The organism is Paenibacillus vandeheii (genome assembly GCF_030433635.1).
Lineage (GTDB): Bacteria > Bacillota > Bacilli > Paenibacillales > Paenibacillaceae > Paenibacillus > Paenibacillus vandeheii.
Window position 1 is genome coordinate 84,349 of sequence record NZ_JAROCD010000020.1, and the last position, 8,297, is coordinate 92,645.

The following is an 8,297-nucleotide window of genomic DNA, read 5'->3' on the forward strand; positions in this document are numbered from 1 at the left end:
CTTTCAGAACTTGAAGATTGGTAATGACTGTACAGATATAGGAATAGGATGAATGGTTTGAAAGGTGGTGAAGTTCTAGATCATGAAACCAGAAATGAAGTATAAAATAATGATATTTCTTTCAAGTATAAGTTTCCTCACAACCATGATTGGAATTCTATATTTGATCGGCGTGCCATTCTCAGAGCCAGCAATTATTGGAGTCGTAATTGGTACAGTTTACGGATCATTCGCGAAAACAATTGATTATAAGAGCAGAGATAAATATATAGGAATAATCTCTGTAATTGTATTGATAGCTATTCTTCTTTTAATAAATAAAAATAATACTGAATTTGTATTGAAAATATTATTGATATCTCCATTATTATTTTTGATTATTTTAGTATATGACTACTTTAATAAACAATCGTATTTTAAGTATTTAAAGAATACAGAGAACCAGAATAATGTTATGTAATTTTAGGAAGTCAGCCCCATCATCTGACACTATCCCACACGGAGCGGGTCGACACCGTCGTTTCTCGATCAGGTAGGAGCCAAATATGGTTTGAGGAGGTATTTCATAATGGGGAGGCAGAAGCAACTGGACATATCCGCACCACCTAACCGCATCGCGGTCGCCCTTCGGGCTTAAGGTGTTGGGACGTCGTGAACACGGTAATGTTATCCGAAAAACTAATACTATTATAGAGTGGATTTAAATATCAATTTTAGTAAAAGGTGGTGATTGTTGTGTCTCACAACAGACAACTTACAAGATCTCAGAACGCAGCAATTGAATATATAAATCATTGCACGAGATCCCAAAAAAGTGAAGCTCAAGCATCACTCAAAGAAATTTTTCAGTTATCCAATATTCCTTGGAACACTTTTGAAGAAGCAGTTCATAAACTTAAATCCCATGCAAGGGTGGCTTTGCATTTTCATCCTGATCGTCCGGTTGTAGATATGAAAAGTGTGGCTCAATCATTATTAGAGCAAGGGATCTATAAAAGTCAGTTCGAGACTCTCATATCTAATGGTAGCGTATCTGCTTATTCAGGTGGTGCAAGGGATCTTTGGGAAGAAAAATTATTTGGCGGAGCATATCAGTTAGAGGGTACAACCAACATTGAAAGGCCAAAGTATGGGGCTCTTGATTTGTTTTTGCATCCAGATGGGCCGTCTCCACGATTCGGCTCTTGTTATTTTCTTTTAAAACCGCATGCTTCACATCGCTGTACGTTCACTTACGGCGGCTCTCAAGATGATCCGAAGGAAAAGGGGACATATGAGGAATTAGACGATATTTTATCTGCGCTTTTTACGGATGCTTTCTTTCGGGATTATGCTATTGGAGAAAAAGATCTTACTCCTAAAAAATTGATAGATCAGTTATTGTACAATCTGGAACGTCCGTTAGAGGATCCCTCAAAACTGGCCCCACATCGAAATCTTAACCATTTTATCGAAACTCAAGTTCATGGAGATATAGTTCTTGAAGATGATGTGGAAATTTTAGTAGCTGACCCATCGTTCAAAGGAACAAAAATAGGGAATTACTTAGAGCAAATCTGCATCAAATATTCCATTAAACTATTCTGGTATATGGGATTTGCGATGCGTGCGGAGGAAGTGCCCTCTGATTTTAGGGGTCCAACCATGCCCTCATTAGCTAAGCGAATTGCAAGGAATGGTAACATCGATGCAAGTCTGATCGGGAATGCAGTCAACGATTTGAAACGCAATCCTGATCTCTGGTCTGACAGAGGTAACTATGAAGAAGTGCTTCAGGAATTAAAATACATGTGGCATGTACTCGTTCGATATGGTAAATCGATGGATTCCATTTTCAGTAATAGCATCAGCGATAATAAAAACCTCTAGAAATTCTTATACGTACAACCTAATTGATTTAATAGTGCATCTATTTGGTGGATTAATAATTACAATATTATTCTTAGCAATGAACATGGAATAGATCTATTCTTTTCGAACGAAGTTATTATCTTTTACAAAATTGGTCTAGGTATTTTGCAGTTCGAAGAAGTCGTAGACACTCAAACATAACCCATGCAAAGGAAGATGAGCATATGGATAAAGGGAAAATTATATTTCTGAATGGCGTAACCAGTTCAGGTAAAACTTCAATCGTAGAAGCGATGCAAAATTACTCTGATCCCTTTTTTTATGTTGTGGCCAATGATCTTTTTGAAAATACGATTGGTGATAAACATTTGCAAACAGACTACTGGAAGTATTTAAGCGAAGCCATCATTATGATGTATCATACAGCAAAATTATTTTCGGATCATGGAAAGAATGTTTTAATCGATGGGATACTTGTTGAAAAACCGGAATTAAAGCCGCATTATGGTATAGTCCAAGATATATTTGCTGGATATCCTTTGGATATCATTGAGGTGTACTGCCCGTTAGATCTTTGTCGTAAGCGAAATATAGAACGTGGTGACAGAAGAGAAGATCAATCGGATGAGCAAAATAAAATAATGTCGCAACACATCCGTTATAGCTGCTCAGTCGATACGAGTTTGAATACGGCGGAAGAATGTGCAGAAATGATTATCACATCAGTATTCAAAAAATAATTATCGAAAATTTTTATTTAAGGAAGAGAATCAGGCAAACATACTTCAAACTTTCATTGAAGGGAAGGAAGAAGTATGGGGTGGCCATTCGATGATTACAAAATTTATATCATATGGGGGATTAAAATGAAGGTTGTTTTTAGAAATTTCGATGAATCTTATTATGAACAAGTTTGTGATTTTTTGATTGAATTATCAAAAGATGACCGTAGGCATATAAATTGGAACTGGGCAAGGTGGGAGTGGATGTTTCACCATCCTGAATTCAATCGAGACTTAATGGATAAGATTGGCTTGTGGTATTGTACTGACGAGTTAGTAGGTATAGCAACCTATGACCACTATTTTGGTGAAGCATTTTTTGCTACTAAACAAGAGTTTGAAGAATTAGAACAAGATATATTAGAATATACAACTACAACTTTCAGTAATGAAAATGGCGTTGGGATTGCGGTGAATGACAAAGATACTCACACTCTAGATTTATTGCGCAGTAAGATGTTTGTGGAGAATGATCTGACTGAGAACATACTTGAACTTACACTAGAGAATGTTAGCCTTGATTATGTAATTCCTGAAGACATAATAGTAAAAAATATGGATGTTAAAAATGATTTATTTAAGTATCAGAAATTACTTTTGAAGGGCTTTAACCACGAAGGTCCTATGCCTGTTGATGAAGTCAGCATTGGTAGGAAAAAAAGAATGTTGTCAGCAAGAAATATGAATTCATTCCTACATATTGTTGCTGAAAATGAAGATGGGGAATATGTTGCTTATTGTGGCCTATGGTACAGTCAAAAAACGGATTATGTTTATGTAGAACCTGTATGTACAATTCCAGAGTATCGGCAGAAGGGACTTGGAAAAGCAGTAGTTTTAGAAGCCTTGAAAAGAGGTCGGTCCTTAGGTGCTGAAAAGGCATATGTTATTTCGGATAGTTCTTTTTACAAGTCATTAGGCTTTCAACAGCATTCTCATTATACTTTCTTTTGGAGTTACATCTGACTTAAGCCATTATAGGATGTTGTTTGTATGACCCGATACAATAGGCCGCTTGGACGTCAGATACGGGAACGTTATGAGAACGTCGAGCAAATCAGAACGAAACGGGGAAATCTTATTATGACAATTATAAGTATTGAAGGAGCAAGCGCAGCAGGGAAGACTACTACTTCGGCTGCGCTTGCGCTTCAAAATAGTGCATTTCATATTCCTGAAATTGCTACATGGTGGAAGAAACCTGAACAAGAATATCCTGAATGGTTTTTTGAACGACAACTTGATCGATGGAACATTGCTATTGAGAAAGAACAAGATGGAGATGTGATAATCGATATCGATTTATTTCAACCCTTTTGGTACAACTGGGCATTTAATTTCACTTTGTTCGATGGACAAACTTTAAAATTTGTTGAAGAATTCTATAGACCTTTGATAAGTCAAAGAAAATTAGGGTTTCCTGATAAATATTTTATTCTCTATACCAATGAGATTAATCTAAGGGCAAGAAAAGCAAACGATAATACTAGATTGAGAAGAGGCTTCGAATTAAATTTGAAATTCATTGAACCTCAGAAGAGATACTTTCAAGCTTTGAACGATTTTTACCCTGGATTAGTTTGTTTTATTGAGTCGATCAATATCGATAGTAACGTCAGGAAGATAAGAAGTGAGTTGCCAAGTTGTAAGAATGATCATAGATATTCGATAGAGCTTTTTGACTTTATGGTTGATTGGTTACGGATAAATCAGGCACATAATGAGAGTGATCTCGAAGAAGGAGAAAGTGCAGAAGACGAAATTGGAAAGGGAATGTAGTGGAAGAAAGGATGAAAGCATGAACATTCAGGACGTCCCAATTGAGATAATAGAAAAAATCGGAAAAGTCCAGAAAATTACTTTTCCCAGGCAAGGTCATACTTCTATTGTGGCTATTCTGGATACGCTCGATAAAAAGTACATAATTAAAAAGACAGAAAACGATCTCTATAATGAATGGTTATTAGAAGAATACAAGGTGCTTCAATATCTTTACCATACGGGACTACCAGTTCCGAGAGCATATTCGTATCATGTTGATAATAAATCGAGATGGCTTTTAATGGATTATATTGATGGAATAAGTTTGAGAGAATTCCTATCTAAAGAGCCCAATCTCAAAGATAAAGAAACAGCTATCTTTAACTTTGGCCTTTGTTTAAAGAAAATACATGAATGTTCCTGCCCTATTGAATTATTGGAAAATGATCATCCTTGGTTAGATACAATGCTTAATAAAGCAGAATATAATCTTAATCACTTTGCTGTAGACGGATCAGAAGAATTACTTAAACGGTTGAAAGAAGTAAGACCCAAACCAATAGATAACACTTTAATTCATGGCGATTTTACAATTGATAATGTATTAATTAAAGAATGCAACATAGTTGGAGTTATTGACTGGTCAGGAGCGGCGTACGGGGATCCAAGATATGATGTAGCATTGGCAATTAGACCCAAATGTAATACTTTTGATAATGAAAGAGATAAAGAAATATTTTATAACGCATATGGCAAGTTACGAATAACGGATGAAGAATATAACTATTTTGAAGACGGAATATATAGCTTCTTTTAGTATCGCTTCGGAGCGTGCTCATCAGATAACACTATCTTCAGGCAGACACTTCCATACCGACTAACCGCATTGAGGCTAGGAAACTACCCCTTAAGTCGGTGGAGGGTTCATGAATACAGAATCGTTATAAGCTACACATATTAGGAGGTCAACTATGTTAGATCATAAAGAAATCTTACCGATTATTCGAAGGTTTGAAGAGAATGAATTAAATTATTCACTTGGTGGAAGTGGATTGTTATATTATTTTAATTTATCAAATACAGTGAATGATTGGGATCTCATAGTTGATTGTCCAAAAGATATGCTGCTTAAAGTTATAGATGGATATGATTGGATAGAACAGGATAGTGGTGACTACCCTTTTGCAAGTGAATACAGGATACATATTCCTTCATTAAGAATAGATATTATTGGAGGATTTGCTTTTTATGCTGAAGGAGAAGTAGTTTGTTTACCTACATCTCATATTCAAAATAGAACATGGGATGGAATAAAGGTATCCAATCTTGAGATCTGGTATGTGGCTTATTATTTAATGGGAAGAGAAGCGAAATCGAATTTGATCTTAGGTCACTTACAAAGACATAAAGAAATTGTAGATCAACATGTAATAAGAGATTTATTAATGAGGAATGGTTTAAATTATGAAATTAGAGAAGAACTTCGTAAGTTAATTCAATGATGGTCCCTACACCTAAACCATAAATATTTAATGTGCTCTTACAGTAGTGTTGTCTACAAGGATCGATTACGAAAAGCCATTAATTAACAAATGAACAGCAAACAAAATTTATACCAGATGAGGTGAACAGAATGAACAAGCATATGGTCTATGAAACAAACAGCTCCTATTGGAATACAAAAGGAAATGACTTTTTAAGAGCAATTGTGCTTCCTTTTTATGGAGCATTTGTCACAGAAGAAAAATGCCAACTTTTTGGCGATGTCTCAGGAAAAAAGATGTTAGAGATAGGCTGTGGAGATGGTCAATCGTTGCAATATCAGGGAGAGCGTAAAGCAGCTGAACTATGGGGGATGGATATATCAGAAAAACAAATTGAGAAGGCGACGCAACATTTGACTTCGTGTGGTCTTTCGGCAAAATTGATTTGTTCTCCCATGGAAGAAGAATGTAACATTCCCCTAGATTATTTTGATTTTGTTTATTCGATTTACGCCATTGGCTGGACAACTGACCTTGAGGGTACTTTTTGTCGGATCGCTTCTTATTTGAAAAAGGACGGCATATTTATTTTCAGTTGGTCTCATCCTATACATAAATGTATTGTTGAGGAAAGTAATAGATTTTCTTTTAACAAGTCTTATTTTGATGAATCTTGGTATTCGGTCGCTCCTGATTTTTGTCAAGGCGAGCTAACGTTGTCTGATCGTAAACTATCAACCTTTATAAATGCGTTAGCAAAAGCAGGGTTTGTTATTGAACAAATGATTGAAGAAACCGAGAATGAAATCATACAATTGCACGATGAAAACAATAATGATTTGGTAAAAAGAGCGAAGATGTTTCCTGTAACCTTCGTTATCAAAGCAAGAAAACTTTGAAATTACTGAATAGATCAAAAAAATAGTATCTTTGGGGGTTACTCATGGTAACGATAAAATTACATACAGAGAAACCTATTTTACAATCTAAACTACTGGCTCTTTATGAAGATGCTGGTTGGTGGCCTAACCGGGATGAGAATGGAATATTAAAGTTGCTTGTAAGTGGTGTTGCAGTAGGAGCTTGGGAAGATGATAAGTTAGTGGGTTTCTGTAGGTCTATTTCAGACGGAATATATCGGGCTTATGTTGAAGATGTTGTTGTAGTAAGCACTTACAGAAATAAAGGGATAGGAGAACTAATGGTCAAAAGACTTTTAGATGAATTAAAAGATATTGACGTTATTAGTTTGTTTTGTACAGAGGATTTGGATGGTTTTTACGAATTGTCAGGATTTAAACGCACAAAGCAAATTGTAATGCATTATAAGAATCAGATGTAGACATCGGACTTCGTATGTATGATTGTAGAAAGCTTAGATGAAATCACAAGCAGAGTCTAAAACCTAGGAATAAAGGAGAATGCGACAATGTTTAAATACGAAATTGATGATTCTTCTTATTTATCGCTACTGGAGATTAAAGATGCAGAAAAATTATATAATTTGATTAACAAAAATAGAGATCACATAGGTGAGTGGTTGAAGTTTCCTAGTATCACTGTTGAAGCGAATGATTCAAAAAGTTTTATAGAAAGAACACGTATAAGATATGCCAAGGAAGAAGGATACTGGTTAGGAATATGGAGCGAGGATAAACTTGTGGGTTCTATTGGTTTCTTATATTTGGATCAAGAAAACAAAAAAACTGAAATTGGCTATTGGCTAGGTAAAGAATATGAGGGTAATGGAATAATTACTAAATCTATTAAAGTACTTATAAATTATGTTTTTGAAGAACTTAAATTAAATAAAATTGAAATTGGAGTAGCTACAGAAAATTTTAAGAGCCGTGCAATTCCTGAGAAATTAGGGTTTAAACGTGAAGGTGAACTAAGAGATTACGAGTATATCAATGGAAGGTTTCTAGATAGAATAATCTATGGATTGAAAGCTAATGAATTGAGAACGGAATAGTGATTTTTATAGAAAACATATGACATCATCTGAGATTAAATTCTTTCAAGGGCTTATGCCCTTGTCGCTCAATGTATAATCTGGGAAGTTGACTCTGACGACACGTGAGCCGACCTAAGATGGAGCTATCTAAACCTAATTTAGTGACAGGAGGCGAAAGTTTGATTTCTGAGGAAAAGCTTAAACGGGTTGAACTTGTTCGTGCTCTTGTTCTTGAAACGCTACATATTATAGAGAATACCTCCAAGAAAGAGGAAGCGTTGGTTAATCTTTTCGGGGTTTCTAGCTTCGCTTCTTTACTTGCCATACGAAGAGAACAAAGTTCGGAAATTGCTGCGATCGCAGGGTTGCTCCATGATTTTTATTTCGACAGATTGTCAAACCAAGTGCGACAGTTCCTCTGTGAAAGATTCGTGAGCGGTTCTCCAACCCAAGCATTTTCGT

At 35.6% G+C, this 8,297-nt stretch carries 9 protein-coding genes and 1 pseudogene; all 10 read left to right on the plus strand.

Annotated features, from left to right (window positions below; translation table 11 throughout):
• The first annotated feature begins 729 nt into the window (after positions 1–729).
• A complete protein-coding gene (locus tag P5G61_RS29090; RefSeq protein WP_301249733.1) occupies positions 730–1,869 on the plus strand; it encodes a DUF3626 domain-containing protein in 1,140 nt (379 codons plus the stop codon).
• Positions 1,870–2,075: 206 nt separating this feature from the next.
• A complete protein-coding gene (locus P5G61_RS29095; RefSeq protein WP_301249722.1) occupies positions 2,076–2,591 on the plus strand; it encodes a phosphotransferase-like protein in 516 nt (171 codons plus the stop codon).
• Positions 2,592–2,717: 126 nt separating this feature from the next.
• Positions 2,718–3,599: a GNAT family N-acetyltransferase gene (locus tag P5G61_RS29100; RefSeq protein WP_301249723.1), complete on the plus strand. Its 882-nt coding sequence runs from the start codon at positions 2,718–2,720 to the stop codon at positions 3,597–3,599.
• Positions 3,600–3,716: 117 nt separating this feature from the next.
• Positions 3,717–4,412, plus strand: coding sequence for a nucleoside/nucleotide kinase family protein (locus P5G61_RS29105; protein WP_301249724.1), 696 nt, complete (start codon positions 3,717–3,719; stop codon positions 4,410–4,412).
• Positions 4,381–5,211, plus strand: a complete 831-nt coding sequence (locus P5G61_RS29110) for a phosphotransferase family protein (protein WP_301249726.1) — start codon at positions 4,381–4,383, stop codon at positions 5,209–5,211. Before P5G61_RS29105 ends, P5G61_RS29110 begins: the two co-directional genes overlap by 32 nt.
• Before the next feature lie 154 nt (positions 5,212–5,365).
• The gene (locus tag P5G61_RS29115; protein ID WP_301249728.1) at positions 5,366–5,896 is read left to right on the plus strand and encodes a hypothetical protein; all 531 of its coding nucleotides are present in this window, start codon (positions 5,366–5,368) and stop codon (positions 5,894–5,896) included.
• A gap of 131 nt (positions 5,897–6,027) precedes the next feature.
• Positions 6,028–6,777 carry a class I SAM-dependent methyltransferase gene (locus tag P5G61_RS29120; protein ID WP_301249729.1) on the plus strand — a complete coding sequence of 250 codons (750 nt, stop codon included), beginning with the start codon at positions 6,028–6,030 and terminating at the stop codon, positions 6,775–6,777.
• 44 nt (positions 6,778–6,821) lie between these two features.
• Entirely contained in the window at positions 6,822–7,220 is a 399-nt protein-coding gene (locus tag P5G61_RS29125; RefSeq protein ID WP_079344091.1) for a GNAT family N-acetyltransferase, read from the plus strand.
• Positions 7,221–7,307: 87 nt separating this feature from the next.
• Complete coding sequence (locus tag P5G61_RS29130; RefSeq protein WP_301249731.1) at positions 7,308–7,853, plus strand: GNAT family N-acetyltransferase; 546 nt, start codon at positions 7,308–7,310, stop codon at positions 7,851–7,853.
• A gap of 161 nt (positions 7,854–8,014) precedes the next feature.
• A pseudogene (locus tag P5G61_RS29135) lies at positions 8,015–8,297 on the plus strand (hypothetical protein); the annotation flags it as partial.